The organism is Streptomyces finlayi, from assembly GCF_014216315.1.
Classification (GTDB): domain Bacteria; phylum Actinomycetota; class Actinomycetes; order Streptomycetales; family Streptomycetaceae; genus Streptomyces; species Streptomyces finlayi_A.
Window position 1 is genome coordinate 3,603,548 of the sequence record NZ_CP045702.1, and the last position, 16,926, is coordinate 3,620,473.

Here is a 16,926-nt window from a genome sequence, read left to right on the forward strand (position 1 = left end):
GTCACCTCGTGGTCTCAGTTCTGGTCTCATTCACCTACGTTCAGCTGTGTCCGGACGCCGCTGACAGTCCGCTCCACGGCTGGTCAGGACACCCACGACCACGTCTGAACCACGAACCCCCAGACGAACATTTGGAAAGCGCGTTGGGGGCAACCCCTCACGAGTTCGAATCTCGTATCCTGCGCCATTGCTCTCACCGGGCGATACGTCGAAGGCCCCACCGCTACGGGACCCTTCGGCGTCGGTGGTTGCAGTTGCCGCCGACGCACCGCTGCCACCTGCCTACCGCTCAGGAGCGCACGGCACACGCCGCAGAACATGCCGCCTCGCGCCCGTACCGGCGCATCAGCCGGCCGCACTCGACGCACGGCCCCAGCTCCCAGGGCGGGCAGCCCAGCGCCGCAGGCAGCCTGTGGGCAGGTTCCCGACGGGTTCGTGGAGCACGGCTGGTCCGAGGCGGACTGGCAGCCGGAAGAGCGAGCCGCTGGGCTCTGAAGGGCCCCTTCAGTGAGCGCGGAAGAGGATCCGGACCGCCGTCACCGAGGCGCTGACCCGCGCCGCTCGGGCACGGTGTCAGGTTCGGCGGCCTGAAGATCGGCCAGCAGTTCGGCCTGGCCCGTCAGCACGCCGGACAGGATGGTTCGCGCCACCCGCAACAGCTCCGCCACCTGTGGGTTGGTCAGCGAGTAGAAGACGGCGGAGCCCTCGCGGCGGGGGACGACCAGGTTGGCCCGGCGCAGGACGGCCAGTTGCTGGGAGAGGTGGGCCGCTTCGATGCCGATCTCGGACAGCATCTCGGAGACCGCGTGCTCGCGCCGGCTGAGGAGTTCCAGCACGCGAATACGCACCGGGTGTCCGAGGGTCTTGAAGAACTCCGCTTTCAGCTGGTACAGCGGCGCGCTCACCGGCCGGACCCCGCCCCACGCCGGCCCACCGGCCGGCCGGGGGGGCCGGACGGTCACTGTCGTGCGAGTGCCATGCATCGCATCCACCTCAGAACTCTTCGCCATGGGGACATCCTCGCGCCCTCACGCCAAGGTCGTGACCTCGGGAATTGCCAAGATTAGCAAGGCCGAAAGGCGCGCATGGGAGGTCGCACGCGGCGGCGCATCGCTCGTCCCGCCGCCGCGTGCCGAGACTCCCGGTCAGGCTTTCCTGACCACGCTGGACTTGAGTTGCATGGCCCCGAAGCCATCGATCCTGCAGTCGATGTCGTGGCCGTCCACACCGTCCACCAGCCGGATGTTGCGTACCTTGGTGCCGGCCTTGATTCCGCTCGGGCTGCCCTTGACCTTCAAGGTCTTGGTCACCGTCACCGTGTCGCCGTCGGCGAGTACGTTACCGACCGCGTCCCTGATCAGTCCGTCGTCCTCGGCGCCGCCTGCGGGTCCGGCGTACGCGGGCGACCACTCATGGCCGCATTCGGGACAGACCAGGAGCGCGCCCATCTCGTAGGTGTACACGCCGGAGCACTCGGGGCACGGCGGCAGCATCTCGGTCACATCGCTCATGGTGATTCCTTGCTTGATCGTTCCTGTGCATCTCTTACGCCAGGCCCCGGGGGGCCGGCCTACGCGCTGGGCCACTCGTCGCTGCTCCACTGCCGCTGCTTCTTCCCGGCCACCGACTGGTGCGTGGCGAGGGCGGCAGGCAGATCTGCGTGTACGGGGATCGGTGGCCGCCCGGGATCGGGGACGAGGGAGCCGTCCGCGGGGATCGCGGCGAGTTCCAGACTCCGGCCGATGTCGGCGAGCCGTCCGGCAGCCTCGGCGACCGCCAGCTGTCCGCCCGTCGACCAGCCGCGCAGTTCGGTCAGGTCCAGGATGACAGGACCGGTGCCACGGGCCAGTACCCAGCCGACCGCGCCGGTGAACCGGGCGACGGCCTCGGGGCCGAGGTATCCGGCCAGGGAGAGAACGCCCAGGTCGGGGTGGGTGGTGTAGCGCCACTCAATGGTCATCGGCTGCTGCCTCGGCCTTTCGCGCGGGGATCTTTCATAAGTGGGAGGGTGATCCAGATGCTCTTGCCCTTGCCGTCCCCGTCGCTCCTGATGACGGCGGTGCCGCCGAGACCGAGGGTGAGTTCCATGACGGTGCCCAGCCCGCTGCCGCTCGTGTGCGTGATCGCCGAGAAGAGCTGGGGCTGGTAGGGGTGTCGGTCGTGCACGGCGAACGCGAACGTGTCCGGACCGGCTGCGTAGATCACGGTGACGGTCGGGGACACCGGGGCGGCGTGCCGGACACTGTTGGTGACCAGCTCGGACAGGATCAGCAGCGCCGGATCGACCGTGGGGTGAAGTCTGCTGACGCCCCACTCGGTCAGGACCTGCTCGGTGGTCTCTCGCGCGATCCGCACTGCGGAGCCCGTCGTGGGCAGGGTCAGTACGTGCCGCAACGGAAGAGTTTCGAGCCGGCCTCTCACCGGGCTGCCTCGGCGTGGGCCGGGCGGGACCCCGCGACGGTCTGCGGGCGGATGCGCACCAGGCTGTCGTGCGGCCCGTGCGGCCCGTGCGGCCCGTGCGGCCCGTGCGGCCCGTGCGCCCAGCCGTGCAGGGTGCGGCGGTAGTGGCCCGCCTCGTCCGGATCGGTGATCATCCCGGCCGGGCCGGTCACGGTCACCGTCCAGCCGGCACCGCCCGCCAGCAACTCGATCATGCGGCAGGAGACGGGCGTGGTCATCGGGGAGCCTCTTCGGTGACGGGTGAGGTGACGGGTGCGGATGCGGGTGCAGGTGCGGGTGCAGGTGCGGATACGGGTGCGGATACGGGTGCGGCGGGCAGGAGCCCGGCCTGGTGCAGGTGGGCGCGGGCCCCGGCGATCGCCTCCGGTGTCGTGGCGTACTCACGGCCCTCCTGGCGCAGCAGGTCCAGCGCGCCGACTGATTCGAGGGCGCGTCGCTGACCGGGACGTATGCCGGAGGTCAGTACGGCGATGCCGCGCCGGTTCAGCTTCTCCACGGCGTCCTTGAGGACCAGGGCCCCGGTGGCGTCCATCGTCGTGATCCGTGACATCCGCAGGATCACCACGCGGACGTCGGCGACGTCGGAGAGCTCCAGGAGGAAGCGGTGGGCACCGGCGAAGAACACCGGGCCGTCGATGCGGTAGGCGACGATGTGCTCGGCCAGCAGCGCGTGTTCTTCCTCGCTGTGCTCGCCCGGCAGATCAGCCCTGAAGTCGACCTGGTCCATCCGGGCCTGGTTGGCAACCGCCCTCAGCGCCAGGGCGCCCGCGACGACCAGGCCGATGATGACCGCGTAGACCAGGTCGAGGGCGAGCGTGGCCACGGCGGTCAGGACCAGCACGACCGCGTCCGAGCGGGTCGCCCGGACCATCGCCCGCAGTGCGCCGACCTCGACCATGCGGATCGCGGTGGCCAGCAGCACCCCGGCGAGCGCGGCCAGCGGAATCCTGGAGACGAGCGGGGCGGCGGCGAACACGATCACCGCGAGGACGGCGGCGTGGGTCAGGGCGGCGAGGCGGGAACCCGCCCCGCTGCGGACGTTGACGGCGGTACGGGCGATCGCCGCGGTGGCAGGCACTCCGCCGAACAGCGGGGCGGCCAGGTTCGCGATGCCCTGCCCGAAGAGTTCCTTGTCCGGGTCGTGCTTCTGGCCCACCGTCATGCCGTCCGCGACCGTGGCCGACAGCAGCGACTCCAGCGCTGCGAGCGCGGCGACCGCTACGGCCGGGGCGAGGAGCGAGCCCAGTGCGGACAGATCGAGGAAGGCGAGCGACGGCGCGGGCAGCCCGGACGGCAGGTCACCGATCGGCGCCGCCGCCTCCAGGTGGAAGAGCTGGGCAGCCGACGTCGCGGCGACGACCCCGACGATCGAGAACGGGATGGTGGGCCGCCACCTGGCACCGAACAGCATCACGGCCGCCACAGCGAGGGCAAGGGAGACCGCGGTCCAGTTCGGGGCGCGTACGAACTCCTCGACGGCCCTCCAGGTCACCACCAGGACCGTGTCGCCCTCGGGGGCGGCTACCCCGAGGGCGTTCGGGACCTGCTGCAGGCCGATCACGCACGCGATGCCGAGGGTGAAGCCCTCCACCACCGGCGCCGGGATGTACCGCATGTACCGGCCGGCCTTCAGCAGGGCCAGGGCGATCAGCAGCACGCCGGCCATCAGCCCGACCGTCAGCACCCCGCCCGGCCCGTGCTGGGCAACGATCGGCACCAGCACCACCGTCATCGCGCCGGTCGGCCCGGATACCTGGAGGTTGGAGCCGCCGAACAGCGCCGCGAGCGCACCCGCGACGACGGCGGTGGCCAGTCCTGCCTCGGCGCCCAGGCCGGAGGAGACCCCGAAGCCGAGCGCGAGCGGCAGCGCCACGATCGCCACGGTCAGGCCGGCCAGCAGGTCACGGCGCGGATTGCGGGCCATGACGGCGAAGTCCGCGCGTGCGGGCAGCAGAGACCGCACCGTGTCCCAGGACCGGGCAGGCGACACGCTCACCGCGCCGAACCCTCGGCTTCCCGCAGCTCCACGAGCAGTTCGTTCTGCCCCGCCAGCATCTCGGTCAGGATCCGCCGCGCCGCCCGCATCAGCTCCGCCACGTCCCCGCCCGCCAGCTCGTACACGACCGTCGAACCCTCACGCGCGGAGGAGACGATGCCCGAGCGGCGCAGCACCGCCAGCTGCTGCGACAGCGCCGACGGCTCCACCTCGATCGCCGCCAGCAGGTCACGGACCGGCATCGGGCCGTCCTGCAACAGCTCCAGAACCCGTATGCGAACGGGGTGCCCGAGCATCCGGAAGAACTCGGCCTTGGCCTGATACAGCGGAACCGGCACGGTCGTGGACCCCTTTCGTCACCCCGACGGACCGGGGCTTCGCTCGTCGCCGTGCCCGCGGAACCTGCCGACACAGCCATCACAGCATGTAATGAATTGCTGAATTTCGCAATTCACAGATTCACTGTGAGAGCTTGGCCACACGAGGAAGGGTCGCTGGTGTCTCAGCGCCACGCGGTGTCCCGTACCTGAAGGAACTGGGCTGCCGAAGCTCCAGCCCCGGGGGGCCCTGCCCACCGGGCTCGCCTGCCTGGACGCGCTCTCGATCCGGGCCGGGCGGTGTCGCCGGACCTGTGCACGTGTGGCCCTCGGCGGGGTTCAGCGTTCAGCGGCACAAGGCGGAAGCCCCCACCGCTCGGGCGGACTCGAGGGGCTTCCGCGTTCGGAACTACGCGTCGGAGAGCAGCGGATCGTACGAGGTCGAACGCTGACGTCCTGACATGAAGGACAGGAAGTCGCGCACGAACGCGCTTCGGGAGTAACGCCCTTCCGCGTCCACGACGGATCGCCCGAAGCCTCTCCTGAACAGGGCCCGGTACTCCTCGGCGTCGATGAACTGATCGCCGTCCGCGTCGGTGACACCGAAGAGGACCTCGGCGACCCTGATCAGCGCCGGTCCTGCCAGGGACGGGGCCGCCGCCGCGTACTCCTCCTCGCTCACCCGGCCGTCCCCGTCGCTGTCCATCGCCGCCTGGAGTTCCTTCCACCAGGCGGCGAACGCGTCGTACAGACGGGTCTCCTCCGGCTCGTCCAGGTCGAGACGGGAGCAGAGCTCCCGGGCCATGGCGGCCAGATCGGGCCAGCCCAGATAGCCGTCCCCTGTCTGGTCCAGTACCTCGGTGAAGAACTCGCGGGGACCGCGCCGGTTCTCGGCCCTGGCCGAATCGTCCGGGGCACCCTGTTGTGCCGGCACGGGTGTGATCAGCCGGAACAGGGCGCCGGCCCGTCTCGTCCGGGCGCGCAGGGTGGTGAGTGTCTCGGCCAGGGGGCCGTCGCCGTGCGGCGACAACTGGAGCAGATTGACGATGTTCCCGCTCTGGACCCAGTTGTCGGGCAGGGAGCGGGCCAGACGGGCGGCCACGTAGGCACTCTGCATCAGCGTCTGCGCACCGGGGACCTCCGGCAGTCCCGCCCGGCGGCGGAACACCTCGGGGAGGGAGGCCACGGTGATGGTGCCGATGACCGGCCCAGCCAGCGCACGACCGGTCGCCCAGAGGGTGGGCAGCCCTGCGAGCAGCGGCGGTGCCGGCAGATGTTCGAAGAGCTTGTAGAGGATGATCCGCAGCGCCTCCGTGTTCTGCAGTTCCTCCGCGACCATGCGGTCGTAGTACTGCCAGAACTCGGGCAATGTGGGCGGGAGATGCCCCGCCTGGTCCCCCAGGGCGGCCAGGAAGGCCTGGAATTCGGCGTAGAGCCGTTCCATGGTGACCTGCTCCAAGGGCTGTCCGCTCAGTCGGCACATGGTGACGGAGCTTTCGAAGAGCGTCGCGACCACCCACGCCCGCACCTCGGGGTCCATCGCGTCGTAGGGCTGGTTCCTGGCGTCCGTGCCGCTCAGCCGGGTGTGCAGGCGGTTGAGCCGCGCCGCCTCCCGCTGTCTGGTGTGTTCGTCGGCTCCGAACATGCGCTGCAGGCTCACGAGGGTGTTGCTCAGCCGTCGCCACGGGTGCACCACGAAGGAGGAGTTGTCGGCCAGTGCCGCGCCGATCTGCGGGTGGGCGGCTTCCAGCACCGTGGCTCTGACGACGGCCAGTGCCCAGCGGGGGTCGTTGAAGAAGCGGTGGAACTGCGACTCGGGGCCGAACAGGGATTCGGCCGGCGGTTCGGTGGCCTCCTCGCGGGTGTCTTCATACGGCCCCCCGGCATCCGGCCCGGTCGGCGTGGAGCGGCTGCTGTCCGTGTCCTTCACCTTCGAGGTCCTCCATTCGCTTGCGGCGCCACCCCGCCGAATCGGCGGTCGCGGCGCCGGTATTCGTGCAGGCACTCCAGAAGGTGCGGTGCACGGAAGTCGGGCCAGAGCACCGGCGGGAAGATCCACTCGGCGTAGGCCACCTGCCAGAGCATGAAGTTGGAGATGCGCTGTTCGCCGGAGGTACGGATGACGAGGTCCACGTCAGGCGTGTCGGGGACAGGCAGATGCGCGGCGAAGCACGCTTGGTCGACGGCATCGGCTCGCACCCCGGCGCGGATGAGGGACCGCGCGGCGGCGACGATGTCCTGGCGCCCGCCGTGGTCGAACGCCACGGTCAGCGTCATGCCGCGATTCGCCTCGGTGAGCGTCATCAGGTCGGCGAAGTCCTGGGCCAGAGGGGCCGGAATCCTGGGGTCCTCGGCTCCCAGGAACCGGCATCGGATGCCGCGTGCGTGCAGCAGCAGCGCGTGCTTGCGCACCACGCGGCGCACCAGGCGCATGAGGAAGTCGATCTCCTCGCCCGGGCGCCGCCAGTTCTCGGTGGAGAAGGCGTACAGGCTGAGCCATTCGACCCCCGCCGACCGCGCCGCCTCGATGACGTCGATCACCGTCGCCTCCGCCGCCCTGTGCCCGGACGTACGCGGCAGGGAGCGTTGCCGCGCCCACCGGCCGTTCCCGTCCATCACGCACGCGACGTGGCGGGGCACCGGGCGCTCCCGCTCCCCACCGGGCGGGCGGCCCGGCTGGGCCGGAACCGTCGGCACGGCGGCACCCTCCGGCCGCACGCCGACCGCATCGGCCGGCTCGCCCGTCGCATGCGCCTGACCGGCTGGCCCCGCTGCACCGAACATCACTGAAGTGCCCCCTTCGACTCGCGTCCGCCGGGCTTCGCCGGGGCCGTGACGCCGGTTGCCGAGGGCGGCGGCAGCGGGCCGATGGCCCGCGCGTCCCCCGGCTGCTCCTCGCTCTCAGGAGCGTGCCGGTACCCGGCCCCCGGCGTATCGCAATGCCCGCATGTTCACCCGTAGCACGTCAGTCGGAGCGCACCGGCGGACGAGGGTGCCGGGTCCTCGCTCCCGCTCGGCGTTGACGGATCCTCGCTCCCTCCGGCATCCGGCCCGGGCACTGCTGCCGGCCGCCGTTACGATCGCCGACCATGGACTGGGTCGCGCGCACCGCGCAGTTGAGGCAGTGGACGAGGAGCGGGACGCGGGCTCCGCACAAGCCGTTGCTGTTCCTGTACGCGCTCAGCCGGTTCCAGCAGGACGCCGATGACGAGCTGCGGTACAGCACGGTGGAGGAGGACCTGCGGGGGCTGCTCTCCGAATACGGTCCCGGTAACCGGACGACGCCCGCCTACCCCTTCCACCACCTGGTGAGTGACGGCGTGTGGGAGGTACGCACCGACCGCGGGCCGGGCAGCCCCGGGACCGGGGTCAGGGAACTCCGCGCAACCGGCGCCGCCGGGCGGCTGGCACCGGAGCTGCGGGTCGCGCTGCGGCGGGAGCCGTCCCTTCTCGGCCGGATGGCGCGGGTGCTGCTCGACCTGAACTTCCCGCCCTCCCTCCACGGCGAGCTGTGCGAAGCCGTCGGCCTGGAGCTGGAGGAGGCCGAGACCGGACGGCTTCCGGCCGCGCGCAGGCAGCGGGACCGGCGCATGCGGGAGACGGTCCTCACGGCGTACGAGTACCGGTGCGCCTTCTGTGGGTACGACGGCAGGATCGGTGCGGTGCCGGTCGGGCTGGAGGCCGCCCATGTGCGCTGGTGGGCGTTCGACGGACCGGACGACGTCGAGAACGGGCTGTGCCTGTGCTCCCTGCACCACAAGCTGTTCGACAAAGGCGTACTCGGTCTCGGCGAGGGCACCGGCAACGGCCCACCCTCCGAGGGCACCGGCGAGGACCCCGCCGAGGGCCACCGCATCCTCGTCTCGCAGAGCTTCGTCGGCCACAGCACCGCCGCCCGGCAGGGCGTCATCACGCTCGCGGGCCGCCCGCTCATCGGCCCCCAGCCGGGAGTCCGCCCCGTCGCCGCCGCCCACCGGGCCTGGCACACCAGCCAGGTCTTCCACGGCAGCCCACGTCCCGCGGCGACCACCTGACCGCCGGCCCGGAAGGGCTGTCCCAGCGCGCCGAGCACGCCGGATTCCCGGAACCCGAACCGCGCGTGAGTAGGCTCGACCCGGCTCATTGCACACCGGTGGAGTTCGCACATGGAACGGCTACGCCTCGACGACCCTCCTGGACCAACCCCTTCATCCATCTGGTCCGGCTCGACGCGGACGGCGAACAGGCCGTCCCCGCACGCCGGTTCATCGCCCGCAGCGCCGAACGGCGACCGCACGGTGTGCACGTTCCTTCCGCGCCCCGACACCGACCCGACGCGCTGAGCGGCCGAGGCGAGTGGCGCCCAGCGGCTCCCGGTGCCGGGGTTCCTGCCGGTCGCGGAGGCCGGCGGCATGGTGGATCTCCCGTGGTACACGTTCTGGTCGGTCGCCGTATAGCAGGACCGAGGCAGGGATCAACGTCATCGATCTCTCCGACGGCGGCGGGACGCCCTGGGTGTTCCGCGTCCCCAAGAACCCCGACCGCTACTGGATCGAGGGCGACGCGCACCGCGTCTTCCTCCTGGACGGCACCTCACTCAGCGCCCTGCCGGTGTTCTGAGTCCCTCTCATCCGCGGTCCGGCGTACGTCTCCGTCGGGGGCGAGGACGCCCAGGCCGAACAGGTCGATGACCTGGTTGATCAGGGCGTCGGCCCGTGACGCGTCGAGGTAGGCGTCCACGAACATCTGGGAGAGCCCGTAGACCAGCGCCTGGGCGGCGATTCTGATCACTTCCGGGTCGGCCCGGCGAAGCTCGCCGCGTTGCTGCCCGGCGACGATCATCTCGACGATGCCGTGGGTGAAGGCGCGATGCCCTTCGTCCAGGGCGGGCGTACGGTCCGCGCCGAAAACGGCACCGCGCAGGAGCGCGAACCGGTGCGGGTGAGCGAGGGCGTACCGCACGAACGCGGTGCCCAGGGCCCGGAACGGTACGGAGCCGGCCGAGTTGACCGCCGCCATCTGGATCTGACCGAAATCCACCGCGACGGCCTCGGCGACCGCGGTCAGCAGGGCGGCCCGGTCGGGGAAGTGCCTGAAGGGAGCCGACGGGGAGACGCCTGCCCGCCTGGCCACCTCGCGGACGGTCACCGCGTCGGCGCCCGCCTCGTCCAGCAGCTGGACCGCGTGCGCGACCAGCGTCTCCGGCAGGGAGCCGTGGTGGTAGGGCCGGCCGGCCTCCCGGGTGTTCATGCAGCCAGTCGTACCACACCTTGACAGGCGGACCGGGAGCCAATGTAATCAGCGCTCACATGAATGTGTTCAATGATCACATTGGAGTGCTCATGGATCTGCGTCGTGGCGGCCGGGCCCGGGAAGCCGACGCCGGGCTCCGGCCGAGTCAGGGGTCCGTCCCCGACGTACCGGCGGGGACGTGCGGAACACCGGCCCGACGCACTGAGCCACCCGCTCCTGAGGGGCGAGGTCCCGACAGCCTCGGCCACACCTTCCACGGCCGGGGGGTGCACGCATGACGCCCGGGCGCGGCACCGACGAACGGCTCACAGCCTTCGAGCGCGACGGTCTGGTCTTCGACGTCGCCGACCGGGGCCCCATCGACGGGGAACTCGTCGTGCTCCTGCACGGGTTCCCCCAGACGGCGCGCTCCTGGGACCTGCTCGCACCGCTGCTGCACGCCGCCGGCTACCGCACGCTGGCGCCCGACCAGCGCGGGTACTCACCGCGGGCCCGGCCGCGCGGCAGGTTCTCCTACCGGATGTCCCAGCTCGTCGAAGATGTCGTCGCCCTCGTCGAGGCGGCCGCACCGGACGGCCGCAAGGTGCACGTCGTCGGGCACGACTGGGGTGCCGCGGTCGCCTGGACGCTCGCCGCCGCCCGGCCGGACGTGGTGGCCACACTGACCGCCCTGTCCGTTCCCCACCCCGCCGCCTTCATGCGTGCGCTCTTCACCAGCCGCCAGTTCCTGATGTCCTGGTACATGTTCTTCTTCCAACTGCCGTGGATACCCGAACTGTCGATGCGCCGCCTGGACCCGGCCTCGGCACCCCGCGTCACCGAGCGGATGGCGGGCGGACAGAGCGCGTCCGGCATCGCCCGGGACCTGGAGTTCCTGCTGACCTCGGGAGCGCTCACCCCGGCTCTCCACTGGTATCGGGCGATGCCCTTCAGTACGCGGAGTCAGCTGACCCGGGTCACCGTTCCCACGCTGTTCGTCAACAGCGACCGCGACCCCGCACTGGGCCGGAGGGGCGGCGAACTCACGCGCGGTTGGGTGACCGGTCCGTACGCCTTCCACACCCTGACCGGCATCGGTCACTGGATTCCGGAACAGGCGGCCCCCGAAGTGGCCGGACTCCTGCTCCCCCACCTCGCGAGCCCGCCCGGGCGTCCGGAGTAGGGCAGCGGCATCCCGCAAAGGCCGCCGACCGGGCCCGCCGGACGGCTGCCGCTCACCGCCGGCACCGTGCCGGTCCGGGGGGCTTTTACTACATACACGCTCCCCGCGCCCCGGCAATCGCCCTTCTACGGCTCGATTCAGCACATCGACAGCACTTTTCAGCCAACGATGAGTGACTCCTGGGCTCACAGACAACCTCTGGTGCCGTTCACCGGCTCTTCACGGCTGGGGAAAGAGTTCCGCTCCCAGCAGGCATGCGGAACCCGTGTATGAAACGGAGTACGGGGAAAATGACCACATCCCGCCACACTCGTCTATGGCGCTCGACGATGGCCGCCGCCGCGGCGATCACCGTGACCGCAGGAGTCGTGGCCGCCGCGCCCGACAGCAAGGCGTCGTCGGCCACACCGAAGCTCAGCCTGATCGCCGCTTCCACGTCGGTGACCCTCGACTCGTGGAAGGAAGACCCCGGCGTCTACCTCGACCTCGGCACGTACGTCACCGCCGAGAACGGGCCCTTCGAACTCAAGGTGACCCGTAAGTCCTACAAGGACCCCGTCGTCGCCACCCAGATCATCCGCGAAGGGAAGAAGACCCGGACCAAGGCTCTTCCGCGCGGTGTCGTGAAGGACTTCGCGGGGCTGCCCGACTTCGCCCGGATCGTCATCACCGACGCCGCCGGCAAGACCGTGGCGAACCGGCAGGAAGCCTTCTGCCCGAACAACGCCTCCGGACGGGTACGTCCTGACGCGCCCTCCACGTCGAAGTACCCGGAGAGCTGCCCGACCAACCCGTTCACCCTCGGCTCGGTGTGGGGCGTCGAGAACGGCTGGGCGTCCAACACCTACGCGGGCTACTACGGCACCCCGGTAGACCTCAAGCCCGGCAAGTACACCGCCAAGGTGTCCGTCACCAAGAAGTACCGGGACCTGTTCGGCATCGCCGACAAGCCCCGGACCGTCAAGGTGACCGTCCGCGAGCGCAGCTGGGAGGACGATCCCGGCACGGCACAGGCGCGGGGCAAGGCTGCCGCCCACGCCGGTCACGGCGCCCCCCTGCGCGCCCCCGCCCCCGCGTCCGCGACGAGCGGCGCCGGTCCCTCGTACAACGTGGGTCACGGCCCTCTCACCCCCGCGCCGCCCGCCCTCCCCTGGGCGCTCAAGAAGAGCGCGCTCCGGGCATCGAACATGGGTGACGCCCCCGGCCAGACCGACGGCTCCCGCAAGGCTCCCGCCGTCGCTCCCAACGCCGCACGGCCCACGGGCAAGGCGGCGGTGCCGGACGTTCCCAAGCCCGACCTCCGCTCGCTGCCCGCCTACGGCATCACGGTCAGCGACGGCTACGAGGAGGTCAAGGGCAAGGACTACCTGGCCTTCAGCGCCAACGTCTGGAACGCGGGCCCGGCCCAGCTCGTCGTGGACGGCTTCCGCACCCCCGGCAAGAAGCTGATGGACGCCTATCAGTACTTCTACGACGCCAAGGGCAAGCAGGTCGGTTACACGCCGACCGGCACCATGGAGTGGGACCCCCGCCCGGGTCACGAGCACTGGCACTTCACCGACTTCGCCAGCTACCGGCTGCTGAAGGCCGACAAGAAGGAGACGGTGCGCAGCGGCAAGGAGGCGTTCTGCCTGGCCAACACCGACGCCGTCGACTACACGGTGAAGAACGCCAACTGGAGCCCGGACAACACCGACCTGTCCACCGCGTGCGGCCAGGAGAACTCGATCTCCGTGCGCGAGGTGCTCGACGTCGGCTCCGGCGACACGTACACGCAGGACCTCCCGGGCCAGTCCTTCGACATCACCGACCTGGCGAACGGCACCTACTACATCCAGGTGCTCGCCAACCCGGAGAAGCGGCTCAAGGAGACCAACCTCAAGAACAACAGCGCCCTGCGCAAGGTCGTCCTCGGCGGTACGCCGGGAGCGCGCACGGTGAAGGTGCCCGCGCATGACCTGGTGAACGCCAACTGACGTTCCCCGTTTCGCGTACGCCCCACGGCCCCTGGAACCCACGGTTCCAGGGGCCGTTCCCCCGACCGGGTCACTTCGGAGCACCGCCCGGGGTTCGGCTCAGCCCTCGCCCTCCAGCTCGCCTTCCGTCTCCAGGAAGACCTTGCGCAGGGCGTCGAGCACCGCCGGATCGGGCTTCGCCCACATCCCGCGCGACTCGGCTTCCAGGAGGCGTTCCGCGATGCCGTGCAGCGCCCAGGGGTTGGCCTGCTGGAGGAACTCCCGGTTCGTCGGGTCCAGGACGTACGTCTCGGTGAGCTTGTCGTACATCCAGTCAGCGACCACACCCGTCGTCGCGTCGTACCCGAAGAGGTAGTCGACCGTCGCGGCCAGCTCGAAGGCCCCCTTGTACCCGTGGCGGCGCATCGCCTCGATCCACTTGGGGTTGACCACCCGGGCCCGGAAGACGCGTGACGTCTCCTCGACCAGCGTCCGCGTGCGGACGGTCTCGGGGCGGGTCGAGTCCCCGATGTACGCCTCCGGGGCGGTGCCCTTCAGCGCGCGGACCGTGGCGACCATGCCGCCGTGGTACTGGAAGTAGTCGTCCGAGTCCGCGATGTCGTGCTCACGGGTGTCGGTGTTCTTCGCGGCGACCTCGATGCGCTTGTACGCGGTCTCCATCTCGTCCCGCGCCGGGCGGCCGTCCAGCTCGCGGCCGTACGCGTACCCGCCCCACACCGTGTAGACCTCGGCGAGGTCGGCGTCCGTGCGCCAGTCGCGCGAGTCGATGAGCTGGAGCAGACCGGCGCCGTAGGTACCGGGACGGGAGCCGAAGATACGGGTGGTGGCCCGGCGCTCGTCGCCGTGCTCGGCCAGGTCGGCCTGGGTGTGCGCGCGTACGTGGTTCCACTCGGCCGGCTCGTCGAGCGAGGCGGCCAGCCGCACCGCGTCGTCCAGCAGCCCGATGGTGTGCGGGAACGCGTCGCGGAAGAAGCCGGAGATGCGCAGCGTGACGTCGATGCGCGGGCGGCCCAGTTCCTCGTACGGGATGGCCTCCAGCCCCGTGACGCGGCGGGAGGCGTCGTCCCACAGGGGGCGGACCCCGAGCAGGGCGAACGCCTCGGCGATGTCGTCGCCCGCCGTACGCATCGCGCTCGTCCCCCACAGCGACAGGCCGACCGAGGTGGGCCAGTCGCCGTTGTCGGCGCGGTAGCGCTCCAGCAGCGAGTCGGCGAGTGCCTGTCCGGTCTCCCAGGCGAGCTTGGAGGGGACGGCCTTCGGGTCGACCGAGTAGAAGTTGCGGCCGGTCGGCAGGACGTTGACCAGACCGCGCAGCGGCGAACCGGAGGGGCCGGCGGGCACGAAGCCGCCGTTCAGCGCGTGGACGGTGTGCGTGAGTTCGTCGGTCGTCGCGGCGAGGCGCGGCACGACCTCACGGGCGGCGAAGTCCAGGATGTCGGCTACCGCCTGCGGGCGGCCGGCGGCCACCGCGGCGACCGCCGACGGGTCCCAGTCCGCGTCCTCCATCGCCTGGACGAGGGCGCGGGCCTGCTCCTCGATCTCGTCGGCGGCGGTGCGGGTGGCCGCCGACTCGTCGAGGCCGAGGGCCTCGCGGAGTCCGGGCAGCGACGACGTACCGCCCCAGATCTGGCGGGCGCGCAGGATCGCCAGGACCAGGTTGACGCGCTCCTTGCCGGTCGGGGCGCCGCCCAGGACGTGCAGTCCGTCGCGGATCTGGACGTCCTTGATCTCACAGAGCCAGCCGTCGAGATGCATGATGAACTCGTCGAAGCCCTCGTCCTCGGGCCGGCCTTCGAGCCCCAGGTCGTGGTCGAGCTTCGCCGCCTGGATGAGCGTCCAGATCTGGGCGCGGATCGCCGGGAGCTTCGCCGGGTCCATCGCGGCGATCTGGGCGTGCTCGTCGAGGAGTTGTTCCAGCCGGGCGATGTCGCCGTAGCTGTCGGCGCGGGCCATCGGCGGCACGAGGTGGTCGACCAGGGTGGCGTGGACCCGGCGCTTGGCCTGGGTGCCCTCGCCCGGGTCGTTCACCAGGAACGGGTAGACGAGCGGCAGATCGCCCAGGGCCGCGTCCGGGCCGCAGGCGGCGGAGAGTCCGGCGTTCTTGCCGGGCAGCCACTCCAGGTTGCCGTGCTTGCCGAGGTGGATCATCGCGTCGGCGCCGAAGCCGTTGTCATCGGTGGACGCGGCGATCCAGCGGTACGCGGCCAGATAGTGGTGCGAGGGCGGCAGATCGGGGTCGTGGTAGATCGCGATCGGGTTCTCGCCGAAGCCGCGGGGCGGCTGGATCAGGATGAGCAGGTTGCCGCGGCGCAGAGCCGCGAGGACGATGTCGCCCTCGGGATTGGCGGACCGGTCCACGAACATCTCGCCGGGCGCCGGACCCCAGTGCCGCTCGACGGCCTCGCGCAGTGCGGCCGGGAGCGTGGCGAACCAGCGGCGGTAGTCGGCCGCCGGAATCCGGACCGGGTTGCGGGCCAGCTGCTCGTCGGTCAGCCACTCCTGGTCATGGCCGCCGGCCTCGATCAGGGCGTAGATCAGCTCGTCGCCGTCGCCGGAGACGAGGCCGGGGATCTCCTCCTCGGGGCCGAAGTCGTACCCCTCCACCCGGAGCCTGCGCAGCAGCGCGACGGCGCTGGCGGGGGTGTCGAGGCCGACCGCGTTACCGATGCGGGAGTGCTTGGTCGGGTACGCGGAGAGGACGAGCGCGATCCGCTTCTCGGCGGCCGGGATGTGGCGGAGCCGGGCGTGCCGTACGGCGATTCCGGCGACCCTGGCCGCGCGTTCGGCGTCGGCGACGTACGCGGGCAGGCCGTCCTCGTCGATCTCCTTGAAGGAGAACGGCACGGTGATCAGCCGGCCGTCGAACTCGGGCACGGCGATCTGGCTCGCGGCGTCCAGCGGGGACACGCCCTCGTCGTTGTCCTCCCAGTCGCCGCGCGAACCGGTCAGACACAGCGCCTGGAGGATCGGTACGTCGAGCCCGGTCAGCGCGCCCGCGTCCCAGGACTCGTCGTCGCCACCGGCGGACGCCTCGGCGGGCCGGGTGCCGCCGGCCGCGAGGACCGTGGTCACGATGGCGTCGGCGGCGCGGAGTTCGTCGATGAGTTCGGGCTCGGGCGTACGGAGCGAGGCGACGTACAACGGCAGGGCGCGGGCCCCGGCGTCCTCGACGGCCGAGCAGAGGTCGTCGATGAACGCGGTGTTCCCGCTCATGTGGTGGGCGCGGTAGTAGAGCACCGCGATGGTGGGCGCGGTCCCGTCGAGCGGGCGGGCCGTCCGCTCCAGCGGGCCCCAGGCCGGGGCCGGCGCGGGCGGGTCGAAGCCGTGGCCGGTGAGGAGCACGGTGTCGGACAGGAACCTGCCGAGCTGCGCCAGGTTGGCGGGGCCGCCGTGCGCGAGGTAGGCGTGCGCCTCGGCGGCGATCCCGATGGGGACGGTGGAGGCGGCCATCAACTGGGCGTCGGGCGCCTGCTCGCCGGTCAGCACGACGACGGGGCGGCCGGTGGCAAGCAGCTGATCGAGGCCGTCCTGCCAGGCACGTACGCCGCCGAGCAGCCGGACGACGACGAGGTCCGCGCCGTCGAGGAGGCCGGGGAGGCTGTCGAGCGGGAGCCGGGAAGGGTTGGCGTAGCGGTAGCTGACCGGGCCTTCCGACGCGCGGGCGCTCAGCAGGTCGGTGTCGGACGTCGACAGAAGCAGAATCATGCTGCGTCAAGCCTTCCTCGGGGTGTCCACGCCCCGGGCGGTGTCGGAATCGGGTTCCCCCGCCCGGGCGGATCCGGG

At 71.1% G+C, this 16,926-nt stretch carries 14 protein-coding genes; 3 read left to right on the forward strand and 11 right to left on the reverse strand.

What is annotated here, in order from left to right:
* Nucleotides 1–536: 536 nt before the first annotated feature.
* The 9 genes from F0344_RS16630 to uppS form a co-directional block, all read right to left on the reverse strand.
* On the reverse strand, nt 537–905 hold the full coding sequence (locus tag F0344_RS16630; RefSeq protein ID WP_185299533.1) for an ArsR/SmtB family transcription factor: 369 nt from the start codon (nt 903–905) through the stop codon (nt 537–539).
* 240 nt (nt 906–1,145) lie between these two features.
* The gene (locus F0344_RS16635; RefSeq protein ID WP_308461009.1) at nt 1,146–1,502 is read right to left on the reverse strand and encodes a zinc ribbon domain-containing protein YjdM; all 357 of its coding nucleotides are present in this window, start codon (nt 1,500–1,502) and stop codon (nt 1,146–1,148) included.
* A 68-nt stretch (nt 1,503–1,570) separates the two neighbouring features.
* Nucleotides 1,571–1,960 (reverse strand): anti-sigma factor antagonist, encoded by a 390-nt coding sequence (locus F0344_RS16640; RefSeq protein WP_185299535.1) that lies wholly within the window; start codon nt 1,958–1,960, stop codon nt 1,571–1,573.
* Nucleotides 1,957–2,421: an ATP-binding protein gene (locus tag F0344_RS16645; RefSeq protein ID WP_185299536.1), complete on the reverse strand. Its 465-nt coding sequence runs from the start codon at nt 2,419–2,421 to the stop codon at nt 1,957–1,959. The genes F0344_RS16640 and F0344_RS16645 overlap by 4 nt, the downstream gene beginning before the upstream one ends.
* Complete coding sequence (locus F0344_RS16650) at nt 2,418–2,678, reverse strand: hypothetical protein (protein ID WP_185299537.1); 261 nt, start codon at nt 2,676–2,678, stop codon at nt 2,418–2,420. The genes F0344_RS16645 and F0344_RS16650 overlap by 4 nt, the downstream gene beginning before the upstream one ends.
* Entirely contained in the window at nt 2,675–4,456 is a 1,782-nt protein-coding gene (locus tag F0344_RS16655; RefSeq protein ID WP_185299538.1) for a SulP family inorganic anion transporter, read from the reverse strand. Before F0344_RS16655 ends, F0344_RS16650 begins: the two co-directional genes overlap by 4 nt.
* Nucleotides 4,453–4,794, reverse strand: a complete 342-nt coding sequence (locus F0344_RS16660) for an ArsR/SmtB family transcription factor (protein WP_185299539.1) — start codon at nt 4,792–4,794, stop codon at nt 4,453–4,455. The genes F0344_RS16655 and F0344_RS16660 overlap by 4 nt, the downstream gene beginning before the upstream one ends.
* A 388-nt stretch (nt 4,795–5,182) precedes the next feature.
* On the reverse strand, nt 5,183–6,601 hold the full coding sequence (locus F0344_RS16665; RefSeq protein WP_185302723.1) for an oxygenase MpaB family protein: 1,419 nt from the start codon (nt 6,599–6,601) through the stop codon (nt 5,183–5,185).
* A 98-nt stretch (nt 6,602–6,699) separates the two neighbouring features.
* Nucleotides 6,700–7,470, reverse strand: coding sequence for a polyprenyl diphosphate synthase (uppS, locus tag F0344_RS16670; protein WP_258049975.1), 771 nt, complete (start codon nt 7,468–7,470; stop codon nt 6,700–6,702).
* A 392-nt stretch (nt 7,471–7,862) separates the two neighbouring features.
* On the opposite strand from uppS, the gene F0344_RS16675 reads away from it, so the two are divergent.
* Nucleotides 7,863–8,807 (forward strand): phosphorothioated DNA-binding restriction endonuclease, encoded by a 945-nt coding sequence (locus F0344_RS16675; RefSeq protein WP_185299541.1) that lies wholly within the window; start codon nt 7,863–7,865, stop codon nt 8,805–8,807.
* Between the two features lie 538 nt (nt 8,808–9,345).
* On the opposite strand, the gene F0344_RS16680 is transcribed toward F0344_RS16675, so the two are convergent.
* Nucleotides 9,346–10,002 carry a TetR/AcrR family transcriptional regulator gene (locus F0344_RS16680; RefSeq protein WP_185299542.1) on the reverse strand — a complete coding sequence of 219 codons (657 nt, stop codon included), beginning with the start codon at nt 10,000–10,002 and terminating at the stop codon, nt 9,346–9,348.
* A gap of 277 nt (nt 10,003–10,279) precedes the next feature.
* On the opposite strand from F0344_RS16680, the gene F0344_RS16685 reads away from it, so the two are divergent.
* Nucleotides 10,280–11,167 (forward strand): alpha/beta fold hydrolase, encoded by an 888-nt coding sequence (locus F0344_RS16685; protein WP_185299543.1) that lies wholly within the window; start codon nt 10,280–10,282, stop codon nt 11,165–11,167.
* A gap of 290 nt (nt 11,168–11,457) precedes the next feature.
* Nucleotides 11,458–13,143, forward strand: coding sequence for a lysyl oxidase family protein (locus F0344_RS16690; protein ID WP_185299544.1), 1,686 nt, complete (start codon nt 11,458–11,460; stop codon nt 13,141–13,143).
* A 99-nt stretch (nt 13,144–13,242) separates the two neighbouring features.
* Here the strand turns inward: F0344_RS16690 and cobN are convergent, their stop codons facing one another.
* A complete protein-coding gene (cobN, locus tag F0344_RS16695; RefSeq protein ID WP_185299545.1) occupies nt 13,243–16,848 on the reverse strand; it encodes a cobaltochelatase subunit CobN in 3,606 nt (1,201 codons plus the stop codon).
* Between the last annotated feature and the right edge of the window lie 78 nt (nt 16,849–16,926).

Bases quoted from the DNA above. Each gene is read 5' to 3' on its own strand.
- F0344_RS16650 (WP_185299537.1), bottom strand. From the start codon at position 2,678: ATGACCACGCCCGTCTCCTGCCGCATGATCGAGTTGCTGGCGGGCGGT.
- F0344_RS16685 (WP_185299543.1), top strand. From the start codon at position 10,280: ATGACGCCCGGGCGCGGCACCGACGAACGGCTCACAGCCTTCGAGCGC.
- F0344_RS16680 (WP_185299542.1), bottom strand. From the start codon at position 10,002: ATGAACACCCGGGAGGCCGGCCGGCCCTACCACCACGGCTCCCTGCCG.
- cobN (WP_185299545.1), bottom strand. From the start codon at position 16,848: ATGATTCTGCTTCTGTCGACGTCCGACACCGACCTGCTGAGCGCCCGC.
- F0344_RS16675 (WP_185299541.1), top strand. From the start codon at position 7,863: ATGGACTGGGTCGCGCGCACCGCGCAGTTGAGGCAGTGGACGAGGAGC.
- F0344_RS16690 (WP_185299544.1), top strand. From the start codon at position 11,458: ATGACCACATCCCGCCACACTCGTCTATGGCGCTCGACGATGGCCGCC.
- F0344_RS16640 (WP_185299535.1), bottom strand. From the start codon at position 1,960: ATGACCATTGAGTGGCGCTACACCACCCACCCCGACCTGGGCGTTCTC.